The 19419-nt window shown below is 66.0% G+C and carries 18 protein-coding genes; 7 read left to right on the top strand and 11 right to left on the bottom strand.

The window, feature by feature from the left end:
• Window positions 1-67 precede the first annotated feature (67 nt).
• Genes CAL15_RS23095 through CAL15_RS23065 form a run of 7 tightly spaced genes read right to left on the bottom strand, consistent with a single transcriptional unit; the run spans window position 68 to window position 7323 of the window.
• Window positions 68-838 (bottom strand): enoyl-CoA hydratase/isomerase family protein, encoded by a 771-nt coding sequence (locus CAL15_RS23095; RefSeq protein WP_086080644.1) that lies wholly within the window; start codon window positions 836-838, stop codon window positions 68-70.
• Entirely contained in the window at window positions 835-1986 is a 1152-nt protein-coding gene (locus CAL15_RS23090) for an extracellular solute-binding protein (RefSeq protein WP_086080643.1), read from the bottom strand. The genes CAL15_RS23095 and CAL15_RS23090 overlap by 4 nt, the downstream gene beginning before the upstream one ends.
• Before the next feature lie 58 nt (window positions 1987-2044).
• Complete coding sequence (locus tag CAL15_RS23085) at window positions 2045-3241, bottom strand: CaiB/BaiF CoA transferase family protein (protein WP_086080642.1); 1197 nt, start codon at window positions 3239-3241, stop codon at window positions 2045-2047.
• Between the two features lie 15 nt (window positions 3242-3256).
• Window positions 3257-4066, bottom strand: coding sequence for an SDR family NAD(P)-dependent oxidoreductase (locus CAL15_RS23080; protein ID WP_086080641.1), 810 nt, complete (start codon window positions 4064-4066; stop codon window positions 3257-3259).
• Window positions 4066-5241 (bottom strand): aldose 1-epimerase family protein, encoded by a 1176-nt coding sequence (locus tag CAL15_RS23075; RefSeq protein WP_086080640.1) that lies wholly within the window; start codon window positions 5239-5241, stop codon window positions 4066-4068. Before CAL15_RS23075 ends, CAL15_RS23080 begins: the two co-directional genes overlap by 1 nt.
• 34 nt (window positions 5242-5275) lie before the next feature.
• Window positions 5276-6184, bottom strand: coding sequence for a sugar phosphate isomerase/epimerase family protein (locus CAL15_RS23070; RefSeq protein WP_086080639.1), 909 nt, complete (start codon window positions 6182-6184; stop codon window positions 5276-5278).
• A 26-nt stretch (window positions 6185-6210) separates the two neighbouring features.
• The gene (locus tag CAL15_RS23065) at window positions 6211-7323 is read right to left on the bottom strand and encodes a Gfo/Idh/MocA family protein (RefSeq protein WP_086081257.1); all 1113 of its coding nucleotides are present in this window, start codon (window positions 7321-7323) and stop codon (window positions 6211-6213) included.
• Window positions 7324-7583: 260 nt separating this feature from the next.
• Here CAL15_RS23065 and CAL15_RS23060 point away from each other — a divergent pair, with 260 nt between their 5' ends.
• On the top strand, window positions 7584-8594 hold the full coding sequence (locus tag CAL15_RS23060) for a LacI family DNA-binding transcriptional regulator (protein ID WP_086080638.1): 1011 nt from the start codon (window positions 7584-7586) through the stop codon (window positions 8592-8594).
• Between the two features lie 5 nt (window positions 8595-8599).
• On the opposite strand, the gene CAL15_RS23055 is transcribed toward CAL15_RS23060, so the two are convergent.
• From CAL15_RS23055 to CAL15_RS23040, 4 genes are all read right to left on the bottom strand, one after another.
• A complete protein-coding gene (locus CAL15_RS23055) occupies window positions 8600-9481 on the bottom strand; it encodes a DMT family transporter (protein WP_086080637.1) in 882 nt (293 codons plus the stop codon).
• A 3-nt stretch (window positions 9482-9484) separates the two neighbouring features.
• Window positions 9485-10843, bottom strand: a complete 1359-nt coding sequence (locus tag CAL15_RS23050) for an MFS transporter (protein WP_086080636.1) — start codon at window positions 10841-10843, stop codon at window positions 9485-9487.
• A 134-nt stretch (window positions 10844-10977) separates the two neighbouring features.
• A complete protein-coding gene (locus tag CAL15_RS23045) occupies window positions 10978-11547 on the bottom strand; it encodes an SRPBCC family protein (RefSeq protein WP_086080635.1) in 570 nt (189 codons plus the stop codon).
• 66 nt (window positions 11548-11613) lie between these two features.
• Window positions 11614-12882: an O-antigen ligase family protein gene (locus CAL15_RS23040; RefSeq protein WP_086080634.1), complete on the bottom strand. Its 1269-nt coding sequence runs from the start codon at window positions 12880-12882 to the stop codon at window positions 11614-11616.
• A gap of 208 nt (window positions 12883-13090) precedes the next feature.
• Here CAL15_RS23040 and CAL15_RS23035 point away from each other — a divergent pair, with 208 nt between their 5' ends.
• The 6 genes from CAL15_RS23035 to CAL15_RS23010 all read left to right on the top strand — a co-directional run bounded on the left by CAL15_RS23035 (window position 13091) and on the right by CAL15_RS23010 (window position 19411).
• Entirely contained in the window at window positions 13091-14218 is a 1128-nt protein-coding gene (locus tag CAL15_RS23035; RefSeq protein ID WP_086080633.1) for an MraY family glycosyltransferase, read from the top strand.
• Window positions 14215-15342: a glycosyltransferase gene (locus CAL15_RS23030; protein WP_086080632.1), complete on the top strand. Its 1128-nt coding sequence runs from the start codon at window positions 14215-14217 to the stop codon at window positions 15340-15342. Before CAL15_RS23035 ends, CAL15_RS23030 begins: the two co-directional genes overlap by 4 nt.
• Entirely contained in the window at window positions 15329-16093 is a 765-nt protein-coding gene (locus CAL15_RS23025) for a glycosyltransferase family 2 protein (RefSeq protein ID WP_086080631.1), read from the top strand. Before CAL15_RS23030 ends, CAL15_RS23025 begins: the two co-directional genes overlap by 14 nt.
• A gap of 208 nt (window positions 16094-16301) precedes the next feature.
• Entirely contained in the window at window positions 16302-17153 is an 852-nt protein-coding gene (locus tag CAL15_RS23020; RefSeq protein ID WP_086080630.1) for an ABC transporter permease, read from the top strand.
• Window positions 17143-18468, top strand: coding sequence for an ABC transporter ATP-binding protein (locus CAL15_RS23015; RefSeq protein WP_086080629.1), 1326 nt, complete (start codon window positions 17143-17145; stop codon window positions 18466-18468). Before CAL15_RS23020 ends, CAL15_RS23015 begins: the two co-directional genes overlap by 11 nt.
• Window positions 18455-19411 carry a class I SAM-dependent methyltransferase gene (locus CAL15_RS23010; protein ID WP_086080628.1) on the top strand — a complete coding sequence of 319 codons (957 nt, stop codon included), beginning with the start codon at window positions 18455-18457 and terminating at the stop codon, window positions 19409-19411. The genes CAL15_RS23015 and CAL15_RS23010 overlap by 14 nt, the downstream gene beginning before the upstream one ends.
• Window positions 19412-19419 lie beyond the last annotated feature (8 nt).

The following is a 19419-nucleotide window of genomic DNA, read 5'->3' as shown; positions in this document are numbered from 1 at the left end:
AGCCCGGCGGTGATGGAAATGCCACTGTGTCTGCCGGCGAGGCGACGGTCGCCGGACGCTGCGCGCTTTAACGCCCTTTGAACTCCGGCGTCCGTTTTTCCTTGAACGCGCGCCGGCCCTCCATGGCGTCTTCCGTGGCGAAGCAGATCGTCTGGAGGTCGCGTTCGTATTCGATGGCCTTGTCCAGCGGCATGCTGACCGCGGCGCGCAGGTTGGCGCGCGCCGTCTCGGCCGCGATGGGCGCGCGCGCGGCCACCATGCCGGCCAGTTCCAGGGCGCGGGCCCGCAGCGCCTCGGGCGCCGTCACTTCACTGACCAGGCCCCACGCCAGCGCCTGTTCGGCGCGTATGGGTTCGCCGGTGAGGATCATCCACGCCGCGTTGGACTGGCCGATGGCGTGCACCAGATGCGCGGTCACGCCGCCGCCGCCGATCCAGCCCAGCTTGATCTCCGGCGCGCCCAGCCGCGCATTGTCCGAGGCGATGCGGATGTCGCAGGCCAGCGCCATTTCCAGGCCCCCGCCGAAGGCGTAGCCGTTGATCGCGGCGATGGCCGGCTTCTTCAGCGCACGTATGCAGTCGCAGTACTCGCGCCGGTTGCGGAAGGCCCACGGCGTCTCGTAGGTGTCCAGCTCGGCGATGTCCGATCCGGCGCAGAAGGATTTCGGTCCGGCGCCGGTGAGCACGACCGCGCGCACGTTGCCGTCGGCGTTGCACGCCGCCACGGCATCGACCAGCTGGTCCGCCATCTCGGGCGTCATGGCGTTCAGCTTCTCGGGGCGGTTGAGTTCGATGACGGCCACTCGGCCGTCGATGCTGAGGTTGATGTGCGTCGTCATGGTCGGGCGTTGCCGTGGTGGGAAGCGTGGCTTTGTTCGTACAGCGCGGCCAGCGACCGCGCCAGTTCTTCGGCTGGCGTGCCGCTGGCCAGCCCGTCGCGCAGCAGGGCCGAGGCACGGTCCTGGAAGGCGATATAGCCGTCGTGCCGCGGTCGGATGGATGCGGCCTCCAGCGTGCGGACGGTCTGCGTGTAGAACTCGGGGCTGGGCATGCCGGGGGGCGGCGATCGCCAGCTGGCGCGGTGGCTGGGCTGCCCTTCATGTTCGGGGATGAAACCGGTCTGCGCCGATTCGCCCAGCAGCCACAGCAGGTGGGCTCGCAACTCGGAGCCTGCCTGGCAGCGCCGCGAAATGGCGATGCCCGTGCCGCCCAGGATGGAGCCGGGCGTGCCCGCCGCGGCCGCGGGCGCGTCGTGGAAAGACAGCGGCCGGTCCAGCGACGGGTGGGCATAGTTGACGTAGCCATACACCAGCGGGCACAGCGCCACGTCGTCGTGCCGGGTCATGTGGGCCAGCAGGGCGATGGGATTGCATGCCCGCACGGACGCGGGGCTGGAGGCAGCCAGCTCGGTCAGCATGGCGCACGCTTCAATGGCGACGGCCAGGTCGTGCCAGCGGTCGCCGTCGCGCAGGTCGGCGGATGGGTCCAGCGCCGCGGCGATCGACAGAAAGGACAGTGCGGCATGCGGGCCGGCCAGTGACAGCGCGACCTTGCGCGTGCGAGCGGACAGTGCGCGCACGGCCTCCCAGTCGCGCGGCACAGGCTCATCCAGCAGATCGGGACGCGTGGCCATTACCTGCGTGGCGGCGTCCAGCGGCAGCGCCCACTGCCGGCCCGCCATGGTGTAGCTGTCGTAGCTGCGCCCGATGCTGGCCGCGGCGATGCGGGCCAGGTCCTGGGCGGGGAATAGTTCGTCCAGCGGCTGCAGGCAGTCGTGGGCCAGGGCCTCGCCCAGGTGCGGGTGGTCGAGCACGACCAGATCGTACCGGGCGCACAGACTGGCGATGGGCGTGGACTCGAAGCCCTCCAGCGGATGCGTGTCCCATTCGATCAGCGGCATCAGTTCCGCCGCGGCCTGCAGGGCGCGGTAGCCGCGCGGATGGTCCCAGGTGAGGCCTCGATAAGGGCGGTTTCTGCCGGCGTTCATCGGGCCTCCATGGAGCGCCAGGCGCGAGTCGTTGCGCCGTCCGTATGCGGCACGGCGGTCATGCCTGCTCTCCACACAGGATCGCGCCCTTGGCCGCATACTCCGCGATCTGGTCCGCGTTGTAGCCGAACTCGCGCAGCACTTCGGCGGTGTGCTGGCCCGTCAGCGGCGCGCCGCGCGTCACCTTGGACGGCGTGCGCGAGAACCGGATCGGAAATCCCGGCGTCTTCACGAGGCCTTCGGTGGGATGCTCGTACTCGACAAAGGTGCCGTTGTGCGCGATCTGCGGATCGGCCACAAGGTCGGCGTAGCCGTACACCGGACTGCACCAGATGCCTGCCGCGTTCAGGCGTTCGAACCAGTCGCCCGTGGACGAGCGCGCCAGCGCGGTGCGCACCAGTGCGTAGATCTCGTCGCGATGCTCCCAGCCGTCGTTCTCGCCCGCATAGTCCAGCAGGCGTGGTTCATTCACGATCTCGGCCAGCAGCTTCATGTCGGGCATGGCCAGAGCCAGGTAGCCGTCGGTGGTGGCGAAGGTGCCGTAGGGCGCCCGGATGTACACGTGCGCGTGCGGTTCGGCGCTGCGCTGCTGCGGCTTGCCGCCCACGGTGTACACCGACAGTTCCTGCATCTGGATGGTGGTGATGGCGTCCAGCATGTTCACCTCGACCTTCTGGCCCTCGCCGGTGCGTTCGCGGTGCAGCAGCGCCGCAAGTACGCCCTCGAAGGCGCAGTAGGCCGTGACGGCGTCGACCACGTACTGCCCGGCCGCGCGCGGCGCCTCGCCGGCGCAGCCGCTGGACAGCATCGCGCCCGACATGGCCTGCAGCAGCAGGTCCTGGCCAGGCCGCAACGCATGCGGACCATCTTCGCCGAAGCCCGAGATGGACACGTAGACCAGCCGTGGATTCAAGGCCGACAAGGTCTCATAGTCGACCCCCAGCCGCTTGGCCACGCCCGGCCGGTAGTTCTGCACGAACACGTCCGCCTGCGAGGCCAGCTCGCGGATGATGGCCTGGCCGCCTTCGCTCTTCAGGTCCACCGCGAGCGAGCGCTTGTTGCGGTTGAGCGAAAGGAACGACACGTTGACCTTGTTGCCCCGGATGCCGCCCGCGGGCGCATGGCGCTGCCACTCACCCGTGATGGGCTCGATCTTGATCACGTCCGCGCCCAGGTCGCCCAGCCGCTGCGCGGCGAACGGACCGGCCATGGCGATGGAGCAGTCCAGCACCTTGTACCCAGAAAGAATTCCCATGCTTGCGCCCTTGAATCAATGCATGATCCAGCCGCCGTCGACTTCGAGGGTCTGGCCGGTGATGAAGCCCGCTTCATCCGAAGCGAGAAAGAGGATGGCCGACGCGATGTCGCCGGGATGGCCGCGCCGCTTGACGGCCTGCCGCTCCAGCACCATCCGCTGGTAGCCCTCGGGATCGGGATGGATCTTCTCGGCGTCGGTGGGAAAGGCCCCCGGCGAGATCGCATTCACGGTGATGCCCCACTTGCCGAACTCGCGCGCGAAGGCGCGCGTATTGCCCAGCATGGCGCCCTTGGACTGCACGTAGGGCTGCAGGTTTTCCCAGCCGCCGGACAGTGTGATGGATGTGATGTTGATGACGCGGCCCCAGCGTTGTTCCCGCATGCCCGGCAGGGCGGCGCGCACGATCTGCACGGCCGCGCCCACGTTGATGCGGTGCACGCGAGCCTGCTCGTCGTCGCTGTATTCCTCGAAGGGGCGCGACGGATAGATGGCGGCGTTGTTGATGACCACGTCGATCGGGGCGGAAGCCGTCAGCCTGTCCAGTTGTCGCTGCAGTTCCTGCGCATCGGCCAGATCGGCGTGCACGATCTCCAGGCGCGGCGCCAGTTCGGGCGCGACGGCGGCGCGCAGGCGCTCGATGTGCCCAGCGTTGCAGTCCAGCGCGATCACGCGTGCCCCGGCCTGCAGCATGGCCACCGTGGTGTCCACGCCGAAGCCGCCGGCGGCGCCCGTGTACAGCACGCGCCGGCCGGCGATGGAAAAGCGGGCGCCCTCGGCGGACGTGCCGCCGTGCGCGTTGCGGTCGCGTTCCAGCGGACTCATCAGCGGCCCTCCAGCGTCACGAAGCGGCCCGAGGGTTGCGGATAATCCTCGTCGGGCTGCCGCGCGATGGCGCGTATGCGCGCCTCGCTGGTGGCGATGGCGGCGGCGTCGCCCAGCACGCGCAGCCGCGTGTCGTAGCGCCGCTCATCGCCATGCTCGAGCCAGATCAGTTCGCCGCGTTCGCGCGCCGCGCCGTGGCCCAGCACGTGGTTGGTCGATGGCTCGAGCCCCAGCGCGTACTGCCCGGCCTGCAGGTTCTGCCATTGATACTGGCAGGGAAACTGCTCTTTACGCGTGGTGACTTCCACGCCGATGCCCAGCCGGTCGTTCACCAGCGCAACCGGCACCTCGCCGGACGCATCGGCGCCCATCTCGTGCTGCCATACCTGCTCGTGGAAACCCAGCCGCGGCGCGGGCATGCGGCGATAGCCCACGCCCTGCGCGCGGTAGGTGTCGGCGTGTGCCGCCCAGACCACGTCGCGGATCGGCGCCAAGTAGCGCGACCCCTCGTCCAGTACGGGATGTCCCACGTTGATGTGGTAGCACAGCATGTGCGGCGTGCGATAGAAGCCGCGATTGACCACCCGGTCGGACAGCTGGATGTCGTTGGTGCCGACTTCGATCTCGATGCGGCGGTGCAGTTCGAGGTGTTCGCCGAACACCGTGCCCTGCGACACCACGCCTTCGGCCCACAGGTAGCAGCGGTCGCCGTCCCAGCGTTCTCCGTATCCGGCAAGCCGCGCGGGTATGGTGCCGGCGCGGCCATGGATCGAGTGCTGGACGGTCTTGCGCGGGCCGTACACGTAGTTGTCCGCCGGCGCGTCGTACATGAACAGGATGTGGTCCAGGCCGCACGTGATCATCAGCCCCGAGAACGAGCGCATCCAGCCCAGCCCGCCTTCGCCTTCGTAGTCGTGCAGCCCCGGATGCCGGAAGCCCGACGGCGAATGCCAGCCGATGGCGTAGCCGCGGTAGTCGCAGTCCGCGATGTCCATCGCCCGGTCCACCAGCACGGTGAAGCGCAGGCCCGTGCCGCTGCGGAATTCCAGCATGCGTATGCCGCGTTCCAGCCCGTCCTCCAGGGTCATCAGCCTGACGCCCGCGAACTGCGCAAGCTGGCCTGCCCGTTCCTCGACCTGCCGGCGGGTCATCCAGGTTGCGTAGAGATCTGCCATGTGTGCTCCATTGCTGGCATGTGGTGGGGACGCTTCAGACGCCGTTGGCGCGCAGCTTGCCGTCCAGGAATTTCTTGGCGCGCGGCACGTCGTCTTCCGACAGGTGCTCGATGATGATGGGGATGTTGGGATGCTTCTGCGCCAGCCGCGTCAGATACAGGTCGTAGTTGAGCGATCCCAGCCCGGGAGCCGGCAGCTCGATCTCGCCCACGCCGCGGAACGTGTGGCTCTCGGCCGCGTCGGCATCGCCGATGTCGCTGTGCTTCTCGGACTTGTCGCTGCCCGAGCGCTTCACGTCCTTGGCATGCGCGATGCGGATCTTGTCGGAAAGCGCGTCGAACACCCGGTTCAGCGTCTGGTCCATCGCGTCGATGTTGTGCGACTCGAAGTAGTTGGTGGGATCCATCAGCAGGCCCAGGCCGGGGTGGTCCACTTCGGCGAACATGCGCAGCGTCTCTTCCACCGAGCCGACGACGTTGTTCACGTAGGTTTCCAGCAGGAACACCGCGCCGTGGTCGTACGCGTGGCGCGCCAGGTCCTGGATCACGGCGCGGCACTGCTCCCAGCCTTCCTCGGTCTTGTTGCGCGGGTGGTGCACCCAGTCGCTTTCCGTGTCGAAGGTGCCCGTTTCGGAGATGACGTAAGGCGAGCCCAGGTACTGCGCATGGGTCAGGATCTGCTTGAGCGCGCCATTGCGGCGCTCGCGCTCGCCCGGATCGGGATGCACGATGTTCGTGTACCCCGAGATGCAGGACACGGGCAGGTCGTGGTCGCGGAACGTGTCGCGGATCTGCGTGCACTTGTCGCGCGTCAGCCTGGTCAGGTCCATGTCCTTGAAGTGCAGGTCGAGCTGCACGGTGTTGAAACCCAGGGCGCGGATCCTGCGTGCGCTTTCTTCGAGCGCATACGGGAAATATCCAGAGAAAATGCCGGTCTGCATCATGGTGTCTTCCTCCTTTGTCGTTTGTCTCAGTCGTTCTTCAGGATCTCGTCGAGCCGCACGGTGCGGCGTTCCTCGATCGAGCGGTAGGCCGCCTCCACCAGCGCCATGGTCCGGACGTTGTCGGCCACGGCCAGGGCCGGCTCGGACTGCGTGGCCAGCGCGTACTGCAACTGCTCCATCACGCCGATGAAGGCGTGCGGAAACCACATCGTGTCCCACGTGGGCGTGACCCACTTGCCGCCCGTGGCGCGGCGCGAGGCATAGCTGAGCGTGGACGGCGCGCCGGTGGGCCATCCGATGGTCCCCTTGGCCACCCCTTCGGTTCCTTCGACGCGCCAGTGGATGTGCTGGTCGTCGTCGTACCCTTCGCCGCGCGGACCCGCCCATACGTCCTCGAGCGAAAGCGCCAGCAGGCCCGACTCGAATCGCAGCGTGGTGGCGACCAGGCCGTCGCGATGCGTGAATTCGGTGCGCGGGTCGGGACGCGTCACGGAAGTGACCTCGACGGGCTCGCCGAACAGGAAGCGCAGCACGTCCAGGTGATGCACGCTCATGTTGGACAGGGTCAACCGGTCGTAGTCGCGCAGGAAGCCCTGCCAGTGAGGGATGGCGTGCATGTCGATCTGCGCGAACACCGGCGTGCCCAGGTCGCCGCGCTGCAAGAGCTGCGACAGCACGCGCATCGACTGGTCGTAGCGCATGTTCTGGTTGACCGACAGCACTTTGCCGGCCGCCCGCGCCTCGTCGCGCAGGGCGCGCGCCTCGTCCAGCGACAAGGCCAGCGGCTTCTGCGCCAGCACTGCGCGCACATGCGGCGCCCGCAATGCCGCGCGGATCAGTTCGGGTTGCTGGTCTGGCGGAAAGGCGATGTCGACGACCTCGACCTGCGGATCGGCGATCAACGCGGCCGGCGTGTCGTGCACGGTGGCGATCTCCCAGCGCCTGGCCACGTCGCGGGCGTGCGACGCGGTGCGCGAAGCGATGGCCACCACCGGGAAACCGGCCTCTCGGTAGGCGGCAAGGTGGCATTCGGCCATGATCATGCCGGCGCCGATGCAGCCGATACGGAAGCGTCGTTCGCGCACGACGACGTCGGGGGCAAGTTCGCGGCCGGCTGCGGGCTCTGCGGGATGCGGCATGTTGTCTCCTTCGATATTCATCTCGCGTCCCGCTGATGCCGAGATCGAGAAATGATTTGTTTTGATGTTTTTATTGATTGGTTTAGCGATGATTCTTGCATCAGCGGACGCGTCAGTAAAGCGCCATGCATGCATTCTCGTGGAAAACCCGTATCTCTGGCCCGACGTTTACGTTAAGGTTTCCACGACTATGATGGGCTCTGCGCGAAAATGATCTAATATGAGGTCCTTTGATTGATATCCCTCATCCGCATTAGTCCATGCGCGCCACCATTCAAGACATCGCCGAAGCCGCAAGCGTGTCCACCGCCACCGTGGACCGCGTATTGAACGAACGGGAAGGGGTGCGTCCCAAGACCCGTGACCACGTCCTGGCGATCGCTACGCGGCTGGGCTATTTCGGCGAGCCGGCTCCTGCGGCGCCGCAGGGCGTGCGCCTGGATTTCGTGCTGCCGGCCGGCACCAACAGCTTCATGGCGTCGCTGGGCCGGCATCTGCTGGAGGAGGCGGGCCAGGCCAGGCCGCACGCGCAGGCCCATTTGCACCTGGTAGAGGGATTCAGCGCCGCCAAGCTGGCCGCCCGCCTGCACGAGCTGCGAGGCCAGACCGATGCCGTGGGGCTGGTGGGACTGGATCATCCGCAGGTGCGCGATGCCATCGTGTCCCTGCGCGACAGCGGCGTGAAAGTGGCTACGCTGGTGTCCGACATTCCCATCGCCGCGCGCATCGGCTACGTGGGAATCGACAATCGCGCCGCCGGGCGGCTGGCCGGCCTGCTGCTGGGCCGCTTCCTGCCGCCGGCGACGGAGCACCGCATCGCGGTGTTCGTGGGTTCACTGGCCTATCGCGGCCACGAAGAGCGCGAAATGGGCTTCCGTTCGCTGCTCAGCGAAGAGTTTCCGCATCTGCGCATCGCCCACATCCTCGAGATCGGCGACGACCGCGAGCGCGCCTATGCCGTCACGCGCGAACTGATGCGCGACGATCCGCCCGCGGGCATCTACAACATCGGCGCCGGCAACCAGGGCATCGCCCGCGCCTTGCAGGAAGCGGGGCGCCAGCACGGCGTGGTGTACGTGGGACACGACCTGACGGAAGCCACGCAGCGCCTGCTGCTGGATCGCACCATGGATGCCGTGATCGACCAGAATCCTCGCGTGGAGGCGCGCGAGATCGTGCGCATGCTGGCGGCCGCGGTGCGCGGAGAATCAGAGCCCAGCTATCTGCCGCGCCTGCAGGTCATCTTCCGCGAGAACATCCCCGTGGCGTAGGCGGGTCAGCGTGCCCGGCGGCGCAACCCGTCCGTCAGGCCCAGCGCCAGGGCCGTGCCGGCCAGGATGATGCCGGCTCCCGCCAGAATGCGCGGCGTGACGTCTTCATCCAGGAACAGCATGCCCCACAGCACGCCGAACACGGGCACCAGGAACGTGACGCTGACGGCGCCCGTCGGCCCCACGCTGGCGATCAGCCGGAAGAACATGATGTACGCCATTCCCGTGCACACCACCGCCAGCAGCACGGTGGCGCGCCAGGCCTCGAACGACACGGGCTGCGCCGGCCATTGCCAGATGGCCAGCGGCATCAGCACGAGCGCGGCGGCGACCATGCTGCCCGTGGCGTTGCCCAGCGCGTCCACGCCGGTCAGGTAGCGCTTGGTGGCGTTGGCCGCCACGCCATAGAACAGCGGCGCGCACACCGCCGCCAGCACGGCCGGTCCGGTGCCGCCGGCATGGAACTCCAGCTTGTCCCACACCAGGACGACGATGCCCGCCATGGCCACGGCCAGTCCCACCTGGCGGCGCGGCGCCAGGCGGTCTTTCAGCCACAGCCAGCCGACTACGGCGCCCCACACGGGCGTGCTGGCATTGGCCACCGACATGAAGCCGGCGCCCAGCGACTGGGCCGCGTAGGCGTACAGCAGGAAGGGGATGGCCGCGTTGAAGATGCCCACGGCAAGGACCGCGGGCCAGCGCCGGGCCACTGCCGGCAGCTTGCCTCGCATTGCTGCGATGGGCAGCAGGCACAGCGCCGCCAGGCCCACGCGCAATTCCATCAGCGCGGCCGGACCGAACTCCGGCACCGCGACACGCATGAACAGGAAGGAGCCGCCCCATACCGCGGCCAGCGTCAGCAGGTCGAATCCGTCGCGTCGGGTCATGGCTCAGGCGCGTCCCGTCGTGGCGTTCTTCATCTTCACCTGATGCGCGACCACGGCGCTGCCCACCGACAGCGCGATGCACAGCGCCAGGCCGGCCCGCACGCCATTGAGCACCGAGCCGTGCGAAATGGCGATGCCCACCAGGGCGGTGCCCGCGGCGCTGCCCACGGCCCGCGTGGTCTGCACCAGCGCGGATGCCACCCCCACGTCGCGCCGGTCGCTCAGCATCTGCATGAACAGCGTCAGGTTGGGCAGCAGGAACCCCAGCGCCGTGCCGTTGACGAAGAAGGCCGACAGGATCCACAGCGTCGACGTGCCCGGACCGATGGCCATCACCATGGCCGATCCCACCGCCAGCAGACCGCTGCCGAACACCATCAGCCGCTGGGGTTCGGACTGGCGCGGGAACAGCTGGCCGTTGATCAGGCTGCCCACCGAGATGGCCGCGACCAGCGGCGTCAGCAGCAGCCCGGCCTGGCTGGGCGTATAGCCCAGTTCATGCTGCAGCAGCAAGGGGCTGTAGAAAATAAGGATGAACATCACCGCGCCGACCGCCACCGATGACAGGTTCAGCAGGCGCTGCTCGCGGCCCGCCAGCACCCGCATCGGGAAGATGGGCGTGGAGACGCGGCGTTCGTAGGGGACGAGCAGCGCGCCCGCGACAATGCCGGCCGCCGCCAGGCACAAGCCCAGCAGCGGCTGCGCCGCGTCGCCGGGCGCGAAAGCCACTTCCATCGCGGCCAGCGGCGCGCCCACCGTCACGACCAGCAGCAGGCTGCCGATCCAGTCGATGCGCCGCTTCGCGTCGCCGGCGCCCGTCGGGCGGATGGCGGGGAAATACCTGGCCAGCAGGAACAGCGCGACGACGCTGGCCACCGGGGAAATGAAGAAGGCGGCGCGCCATCCCAGCGCCTGCGTCGCCATGCCACCCAGCGCCGGCCCGATGCCGCTGGCCATGGCGAACGCCGCGGACACCAGCGCCATCCAGCGCACCCGCTGCTTGGCGTCGGGAAACAGGTCGGCCGGGGCCGCGAAGGCGGTGGCGATCATCATGCCCCCCGCCACCCCCTGCAGGGTGCGGAACGCGATCAGCTGCGGCATGGTCTGCGACAGCCCGCAGGCGATGGAGCCCAGTGCCACCATGGAGACGGATGCCAGCATCAGCGGCTTGCGTCCGTACATGTCGCCCAACCGGCCGAAGATCAGGATGGACACGGCAGTAGCCAGCAGGTACCCTGTGCCCACCCAGGCGTAAAGCGCCATGCCGTCCAACGCGGCCGCCACGCGGGGCAGGGTGGTACTGACGATGGTGGAATCGAAAGCGGCGACCACCACGGTCGCCGCCACGCCCATCATGGCCATCAGCAATTCGCGCCGCGATCGGGCCGGACGCGCACCAGGGGATTGGGTAGGGGAGTCTGGCGGGGGCGGGCTTACCTGACCTGTTGGCGGCGTGTTCATGCCGCCAAGAATATCACTGTCGTTTACCCTGATGGCTACCGATACAGCGCGTGATATCCCACGATGATGGTGACCACCGCCAGCGCCACGGCCCAAGACCACGGCGAGTTGGCCAGTCCGCGTTCCTCGGGCTGCGGCGGCGGAGGGGGCGCCGCGGTGCGCGGCTGCCGGGCCATGTGCTCGATGAAGGCGCCGAAGAACTTGTCGACGATCTTGCCGCCGGCCTTCATGATGGTGGCCTCGCCCAGTTCGGCAAGCTTTCCGCCGGCCATCGCGGCCACGGTGTAGCTGAGCCGCGTACCTTCTTCCTTGGGCGTCAGCGACACCTGCGCGGTGCCGATGGCCAGGCCCGCGGCGCGGCCCTTGCCCTCGAACGCAAGCGTACAGCTGCGCGGTTCGTCGACGTCGGACAGGAGGATTTCGCCTTCGTAGTCCGCCTCGAATCCGGCCACCTTCGTGCGTATCACCAGGCCATATTCGGTGGGAGTGCGCTGCTCGACCTTGATGCAGCCGGGCAGGCATTGCTGCAGTACGGCAGGATCATGCAGCGCGTCCCAGGTCTGATGGGGCGTGGAAGGAATCCATTGGGCATCTGCAATGCGCATGGCTGTCTCCTGGTAGCGACCTCGGCGGGCCGTTCAGGACATTCTTGCGCTAAAACGCCCGGTTGGCTACTTCCGGCTGGGCGCGAACGTATCGTCTCGTATCGCGTCAGGCCGCGACAGGGCCAGCAGAACAGCCATCATGGTCACGTAGAAGCCCAACGAGCGCATGCCGCGGAACATCAGTTCGGTCAGACCGAACAGCGCGAAGCCCAGGCACACGGCCAGGCCCATCGCCGCAGCCGTGCGGGCGGCCTGGGGATGGTCGCGCCGCATGCGACGCAGGAACACCCACGCAGGCGCCAGGTACAAGGCCAGCATGGCCAGCGCACCCGGGATGCCGTGCAGCGCCATGGCCATCAGCATGTCGTTGTGGGCCTCGCCGAAACCTTCGGCTACATACGCGGAGACCTTGCCTTCGTCGGCCCGCCGCTTCAGCTCTTGCGTGAACCGTACGCCGTTGCCCACGCCGGTCGCCGGCTGCGCCTCGAACATGGCCCACGCCGAACGCCATAGCTGCAGGCGTATGCACATCGAGGTGTCGGCGGTCTGGTCGACCGACTGGCATTGCTCCACTTCGCGGAATCCCATGGCAACCCGCTCGCGCAGCGCGCTGCTGGCGGCGCCCAGGGCAACCAGCGCGACGACGATGGAGGCCAGGATGGCCAGCGCGCGCAGCGGGTGGTGCACGCGGGTGCTGAGGGCCAGCGCGATCGCCGCGAAGACGGGAACCGCCATCCAGCCCGTACGGGTCTGCGTCAGGATGAAGCCGGCAAAGGCCGCGGCGCCCACCGTCAGCTTGATGGCTTTCTCCAGCGCGGGTCTGCGCGTCAGCTGCCATTCGAGGCTGTACAGCGCCAGCACGCCCGCCAGCAGCATCAGGTTGCCATAGGTGACGGCATTGAACTGGGGAGTGAGGGGGCGCCCGAACGTGGGCCAGGACAGGTACAGCACGATCGCGAACGCCCCGGCGCCGGCCAGCAGCACGCCCCATATGTGGTGGCGCAGGACTCTTCGATCGATCGCCAGCATGCCGGCCAGCAGAATCGGAAACCCTAGCGAGATGCGTAAAGCGCGCTCGATTTCCGACGAGCGCCAGGTCTGCGTGAAGGCTTGGCTGAAGACCGCCGCGGCCAGCGGCAGGCACAATGCGAGGATCAGCCATCCATAGGGACGCAGTTGCCGCCAGGTGTCCGCCGGCCGCAGCACCGCCACGATCAGGCATGCCAGCAGCAGCGTGTAGAAGAGGCCGCTGGTGCCCCCGGTAACCAGCATCGCCACGGGCATCAGGGCGGCCAGCAGGGTCGGCGGAGCGGAAACTCGGTAGCTTGGCGTCATCGGGCGCAGGAGGAGGGCGGCTTTGCCGTTCGGCGGATTCAGGGCCGTTCTGTGCGGGACGCAGTATAGCCCGTGGCGGCAGCCGTTCCGGCCGCATTGCTGTCTGGATGCAACCGCGCGCAAAAACCATTTTCCGCCGCTACGCTGCAGCTTATCCAACTACAATCCCGCCCGAACACGACGCGTCGCGCCGGCGGAATTTCCCTTTATGTTCTACCTACTTGTAGCCTTCCTGGTTTCGCTGATTTTCACCATGCTGGTATTGCGCTACCGGGCATGGCACAGCCCTTTCACCGCCGATCACGATCTCGAGGGCGTACAGAAGTATCACGCCAAGCCGGTGCCGCGGGTCGGGGGTATTTCGCTGGTCGTCGCCATGGCGGCTACCTGTATCGTGGCAGCACAGCGGGAACCGCAGGTGCTGCCCGAACTGGTGCTGTTGCTGGGCGCTGCCATGCCGGCGTTCCTGGGGGGGCTGGCCGAAGACTTGACCAAGCGCGTGCGGGTGATCAGCCGCCTGCTGCTGGCCATGCTGTCCGCGCTGTTGGCCTACTACTTCCTGGACGCCGCGGTCACTCGCGTGGACATCGTCGGCCTTGACTGGCTGCTGGGGTTCGGCGCGGTTTCGCTCGTGTTCACCCTGGTGGCGGTCAGCGGGGCCGCCAACGCGATCAACATCATCGACGGCTACAACGGACTGGCGGCGGTCGTGTCGGCCATGATATTCGCCGGCTTCGCCTACGTCAGTTTCTACCTGGGTGACCGGATGCTGGTGATCCTGGCGCTCGGCATGCTGGGCGGCGTCGTCGGCTTCCTGATCTGGAACTACCCGAACGGCCACATCTTCCTGGGCGACGGCGGAGCCTATTTCCTGGGTTTCATGATCGGCGAGATGTCCGTGCTGCTGCTGGCGCGCCACCCCGAGGTGTCGGCGTGGTTCCCGTTGCTGCTCTGCATCTATCCCGTGTTCGAGACGTTGTTCTCGATCTATCGCAAGCGCCTGCTGCGCGGCGTGTCGCCGGGGGCGCCGGACGGTGTGCACCTGCACATGCTGATCTACAAGCGCGTCGTGCGCTGGGCCGTGGGCTCGGGCGAGGTTCGCCACCTGACGCAACGCAATGCCCTGACCTCGCCGTATCTGTGGCTGCTGTCCTCGTTGGGCGTGATTCCGGCCGTGCTTTTCTGGCAGATGCCGGTCGTGCTCATGATTTGCGTCTTTGCCTTCTCGGCCACGTACATCATTCTCTATCGCCGGCTGGTGCTGTTCCGCATGCCGCGCTGGCTGATCATCCAGAAGCACGGCCGCCGAGGGCACTTTCGCCCCAAAGACAAATGATCGTCTTCGTCCGCTCGTACATCGCGGATTTCGACGCGCGGCTGGGCAAGTATTTCCAAGCGCTGCGCAAGGCAGGGTTGCCGTTCACGTTCATCGGCTGGAACAAGGATGGCAGGCTGGCGGAGACGGCGCCAGGCTTTCACTACTATCCGCGCCCGGCGCGGCTGGGCGGCGGCTGGAAGAACTTGACAGCCCTGCTTGGCTGGAATCTGTACTTGCTGTGGCAGCTTGTACGTTTGCGCAGTCAGGTTCGCGTGGTGCACGCCGTCGACCTGGATACTGCCCTTGCGGCCTGGCTGTTTTGTGCAGTGTTCCGTCGCAGCTTTGTGTTCGACCTGTACGACAAGTACACCGCTGTGCGCGGCATCGGCGGGCCGATCGGCAGAGCGGTCGATGCGCTCGAACGCTGGCTTGCACGTCGAGCATCCCTGACGCTGATCGCAAGCGAGGAGCGCCTCGTCCAGCATGGCCTCCGTCCGGATCTGTGCAACGTGTTGGTGCTCGAAAACGTACCGCAGGGGCAGGCGTCGCAGCGCCGCCCGCCCGCTGCGACGCCTCCCTGGAGAATAGGCTATTTCGGGGTCCTGGAACCTCAACACCGGGGACTGGAACATCTGCTGGACGTGTGCCGGCGACGTAGCGACGTGCAAGTTCACATCGCTGGCTACGGCGGATTGGCCGACTTCATTTCTGCCGAAGCCGCCCGGTCCGTCAACGTGACGTTCCACGGGCCGATGCCCAGTGCGTCTGGTCTGGCTTTGATGGCGGACATGGACGTTCTGGTGGGCTTTTACTATCGGTCGGTACCCAACCACGCGTTTGCCTCGCCCAACAAATACTATGAGCATCTGATGTTGGGACGGCCCTTGATCACGACGCTCGGAACACCTCCGGGTGAGCGGGTGAGTATCGAGGGCACAGGTTGGGCGCTGCCAGAGGGTGAAGCGGCCATTGCCGCCTGGCTCGACGCGCTGAAGGCCGAGGACATCCGAGAGCGTGGCGCCCGCGCGCGCGCGCTATGGGACGAGAAGTACGCTTCATATATCGAGCGGCAATACCAAGGCGCCTACGTAGCGCGGATACGCCGGATGTTACGTGCAGAGGCGGCCGATGCGACGGAATAGCGATCCCGTCGTCTCCGTCGTCATGCCGGCGCACAATGCGCGGCCGTACATCGGGGCGGCGATCGATTCGGTGCAGGCGCAGACCTTTGGCGAGTGGGAGTTGATTGTCATAGACGACGCTTCGACCGACGGTACTGCCGATTTGGTGCATACGTACGCGGCGCGCGACGCGCGTATCCGCCTGGCGCGCAATGCGACCAACGTCGGCGTCGCGGCAACGCGCAACAAGGCTTTGGAGATGGCGCGCGGCCGCTATGTAGCATTCCTGGACAGTGACGACCTTTGGATGCCCGACAAGCTGCGGGCTCAGGTAGCCTTTCTCGATGGCACGCAGGGATGGGTCTCGTACGGCGACTATCGCCGCATCGATGAAAACGGCGCAACCATCGGCCACGTCCGGGCGCCGGCGCGCATAGATTATCCGGCGATGCTGCGGTCGAATTTCATCGGCAATCTCACCGGCATCTATCGCCGCGATTCGTTGTCCGACCTCCGGTTCACGGCCATTGGCCACGAAGACTATGTTTTCTGGCTCGATGCGGTGCGGCGGGCCGGGTCGGCGGCCGCAACGCCGGCGGACGGCCCGCTGGCCGCGTATCGCGTGGCGGCGGGGTCCGTATCGGGCAATAAGCTGCGCGCCTTGCGATGGCAGTGGGCCATCTATCGACAGCATCTGGGCTTGCCATTGCCCCGCAGCGTCTGGCTGTTTGCGAATTACGTCTTCAACGCGGTGGCCAAGCGTCGCCAATGATGTTTCGGCGTTCCAGTTTTCAGATGCGGTCGTTCGTTTGGGGGACGGGGACGCCTTGCCGGCCGGCCTATAATGCCGAGGCCTCGCGCCCTGCGGACGTAGGCCCTGCCTCTCGGAAGCGCCCCTCGCCCGGCTTGGCGGATGCCCCGGCGCGGAAGGCGGGCCCCGACTCCAAATACCATGCGATACCGGCGCCGACTATCCTAGAATGAGCCATAGCAGAATCCATACCTCGAATCCGTCCACTCGGCACCGAGCCACGCCACTGTCGCTGCTCAAGTCGATCATCGCCCATTGGGCACTGATAAGTAGCCTCGTCCGACGTGAAGTCGTAGGCCGCTATCGCGGTTCCGCGCTTGGCCTGCTGTGGTCGTTCTTTAACCCCATCTTCATGCTGCTGGTCTACACGTTTGTGTTCAGCGTGGTCTTCAAGGCGCGTTGGCCAGGGGGTACCGAATCGCGCACCGAATTCGCGCTGGTGCTCTTCGCTGGCCTGATCGTCTTCAACTTCTTCGCCGAGTGCATAAACCGCGCGCCGTCGCTGATACTGTCGAACGTCAACTATGTGAAGAAGGTCGTTTTTCCGCTGGAGATACTGCCCTGCGTGGCGGTTGGTTCCGCGCTGTTCCACCTGCTGATCAGCTTGGCCGTCTGGCTCGCGTTCTATCTGGTGTTCTACGGGATGCCGTTTTCCACGGCGTTGCTTTTCCCGGTGGTGGTGCTGCCTCTGGTTTTCATGATTCTCGGCCTGAGCTGGTTCCTTGCCGCGCTGGGCGTGTATCTGCGTGATGTCACGCAATTCATCGGCATCCTCACCACGGTGCTCATGTTCGTGTCGCCGGTGTTTTATTCCCCGGACGTCTTGCCCGAGCAGTATCGGTGGTTCTTGCACCTAAGCCCGTTGACCATGATGGTGGAGCAGGGCCGTGGGGTTTTGTTCTGGGGGCGTGGCATCGATTGGTTCGGTTGGGGCGCGTACTCTGTCGCGGCCGCCATCGTGGCGCTGCTGGGGTACGCCTGGTTCCAGAAAACACGGAGGGGGTTCGCAGATGTCCTCTGATGCCCTCGCCATCAATGTCGAGAGACTAGGCAAGACATTCAATCTGTACGACAAGCCGCGCGATCGGCTGCTGCAGATGATGTCGTTCGGCCGGCGCCAGTATTACCGTCAATTCCATGCCCTCGAAGACGTGTCCTTCCAGGTCGCGCGAGGCGAGACCATCGGCGTAATCGGTCGCAACGGCTCGGGCAAGTCCACATTGCTGCAGATCATCTGCGGCACGTTGACGCCTAGCACCGGCAGCGTGTGGACCCGGGGCCGTATCGCCGCCCTGTTGGAACTCGGCGCCGGTTTCAATCCTGAATTCACCGGTCGCGAGAATGTCTACTTGAATGCCGCGATCCTTGGGTTGACGCGCGCCGAGACGCAGGCGCGCTTCGATGACATCGCGGCGTTCGCCGACATTGGCAGTTTCATCGATCAGCCTGTCCGTACCTACTCCAGCGGAATGTATGTACGACTGGCGTTTGCCGTGGCAATCAACACCACACCCGAGGTGTTGATCGTCGACGAGGCGCTTGCAGTGGGCGATGCCCGTTTCCAGTTCAAATGCATGCGCCGCATCAAGGAAATCCAGCAGGACGGGGCTGCTGTGCTCTTTGTCAGCCATGATGTGGGATCGGTGCGCAACCTGTGCCAACGGGCGGTATGGCTGGATCGCGGCAAGCTGCGTATGCAGGGCGACGTGTCCACGGTAACTGCCCGCTATGCCGAGTTCCTCTACGCCGATGCGCCTGCCGATGAGATGCCGGAGGATACCGTGAAGAAGCGCGCGTCAGTGAACCCGCAGAACGGAACGGCGGCCGACCAGGCGGTAGTCAGTGACGCGGACCTGACGCTCGACCCGAAGCCGGCGGCGCACTGGGGTGCCCAAATGGGCCTGATACGGTATGCCGCGATCATGTCTCCGCAGGGCCGCAAGAAAGACGTGGTTGCGTGGGGCGAGCCCGTCGCCGTGAAGATTGCGTTCCGCCCGCCCGAAGGCGTGGACCCCGATACGATCAGCGTTGCATTTTCCATAAAAAACGAGAAAGGCATGGACCTTCTGGTCGATTCCACTCGGGCGGATGCGGCACTGAGGCCCAGCGATGGTTCGGATGAGTTCGTGCTCGCCTTTTCTTTCGTCAATTATCTGATTCCTGGAAGATATATGCTGGTCGCTGCCATCGAGAGCGCCGAGCCGCGGTCGACGACGTATTTCGAATATATCGAGGGGGCTCAATACTTCGCGGTGATCGCGGAAGAACCCATGATGGGCGTTTTTCAGCCACAAATAGAGAAGTGTCTTGAGGGAAAGAAGCATGATGCCCATTGACGTCAATAGCCAGGAATACTGGAACGGTCGCTTTGACGCCGATTGGGAAACGAATCACGGCAAAGAGCAGTCGCGTTTCTTTTCGCGCGTGGCCTATGACAACCTCCCGCCCTGGCTGATTCAGCGGATTGGCCAGGCTGGCTGGACGCTGTGCGATTGGGGCTGCGCCCAGGGCGACGGAACCGATGTCCTGGCCAGCTATTTCGGTCCGGAAAAGGTGACTGGCGTGGATTTCGCCGCCAGCGCCATTGAAAAGGCGCGCCACACGTACACGGGAATCCGATTCGAGACGCAGGACTGGCTGACTGCGACGACGGTGGACGAGATGTTCGATATTGTGTTCTCGTCGAATACGCTGGAGCATTTCGCAAGGCCATACGAAATTCTTCCAAGGCTGCTCGAGCGGGCCCGCAACTGTGTGATTCTGGCGCTGCCCTACCAGGAGCTGGATCGCATCGAAGAGCACTTCTTCAGTTTTCTCCCCGAGAACATTCCTTACTTGCCCGTGCCCGGCTGGGTATTGACCCACGCGGCCGTACGGGATTGCCGTGCTATGGAGCCGAGCTATTGGCACGGGCACCAGGTGATTCTGGTCTATGCCCGCGTGGAGTGGCTCGAGAGCGTCGGGCTGCAGCTGGCCGACATCCGATTTCCTTCGAACGAAAGCGAGCGGCAGGGCGCCGATCGCCGTTTCGCCGATGTCATCGATGACAACACCCAGGCCATACGGCAATTGCAGGCCGACAACCGGGCAAATCTCCACGCGATGGAGGCGATGGCCCAGCAGCTGAAGGCCATTGGCGACCGACTGGAGCAACTCGAAGCCGCTCGTGTCACCGAAGTCAAGACCCTCGAGATGGAGCTTGCCCAATTGCGCAGTTCCACGTCCTGGACTATGACCCAGCCTTGGCGTTGGCTGGGGCGAGTCCTGTCCCGCCGTTAGACCTCAAC

Origin of the sequence: Bordetella genomosp. 13 (assembly GCF_002119665.1) — a bacterium.
GTDB lineage: Bacteria > Pseudomonadota > Gammaproteobacteria > Burkholderiales > Burkholderiaceae_B > Bordetella.
This window is presented reverse-complemented; position numbering and strand designations above follow the sequence as displayed.